Source organism: Flectobacillus sp. BAB-3569 (assembly GCF_002270355.1).
Taxonomy (GTDB): Bacteria; Bacteroidota; Bacteroidia; order Cytophagales; family Spirosomataceae; genus Flectobacillus; species Flectobacillus roseus.
Window position 1 is genome coordinate 1 of the sequence record NZ_NJFZ01000181.1, and the last position, 929, is coordinate 929.

Annotated in this window: 1 rRNA gene; it reads right to left on the reverse strand. The window is 46.1% G+C overall.

Annotated elements, in window-relative coordinates:
- Positions 1-723 (reverse strand): 23S ribosomal RNA (locus BWI92_RS26920); the annotation flags it as partial.
- Positions 724-929 lie beyond the last annotated feature (206 nt).

The following is a 929-nucleotide window of genomic DNA, read 5'->3' on the forward strand; positions in this document are numbered from 1 at the left end:
CTGGCCATGGGTAGATCACAAGGTTTCGCGTCTACTCCCCCTGACTAAACGCCCTTTTCAGACTCGCTTTCGCTCCGACTCCAGATCTGCAATCCTTAATCTTGCCAGGAAGAGTAACTCGTAGGGTCATTATGCAAAAGGCACGCCGTCACAGCATCGCGCTGCTCCGACCGCTTGTAAGTGTATGGTTTCAGGGTCTTTTCACCCCCCTATTCGGGGTACTTTTCACCTTTCCTTCACAGTACTCGTTCACTATCGGTCTCTTGTTAGTATTTAGCCTTACCGGATGGTGCCGGCTGATTCAAAGGGAGTTTCACCAGCTCCCCCCTACTCAGGATACGCTTACGTCCAGATTCCTTACTTTTACAGGGCTATCACCTTCTACGGCTGAGCTTCCCAACTCATTCAAATTAAAATCCTTTCTAAAAAAACGTCCTACAACCCCGTCATTGCCGTAACAACAACGGTTTGGGCTAGTCCGCGTTCGCTCGCCACTACTTACGGAATCACTTTTGTTTTCTCTTCCTCCGGGTACTTAGATGTTTCAGTTCTCCGGGTTTGCCCCACTTCGTGGTAATGGTTCTTCAAACCATTGGGTTGCCCCATTCGGAAATCTACGGATCAATTCTTTTGTGCAAATCCCCGTAGCTTATCGCAGCTTAACACGTCCTTCATCGCCTTCAAGAGCCTAGGCATCCCCCATACACCCTTADWTCTTTTAATTCTAACTGCCATGATCTACAAAGCCTCATTAGACAAACTCGCAAAAATTACTTCGATAAGTGTTACGCTATTATTTGCTTTTATGGCAATTTTTCTTTTTCCAATGCTTCAACAAGAAAGTTTTTGGGTGACTGTACTAACGATCGTTTGCTCGTAGCTACTTATGCAATCAGTTTAGGCTACAGTCCACGAGGCTATCAAATTAC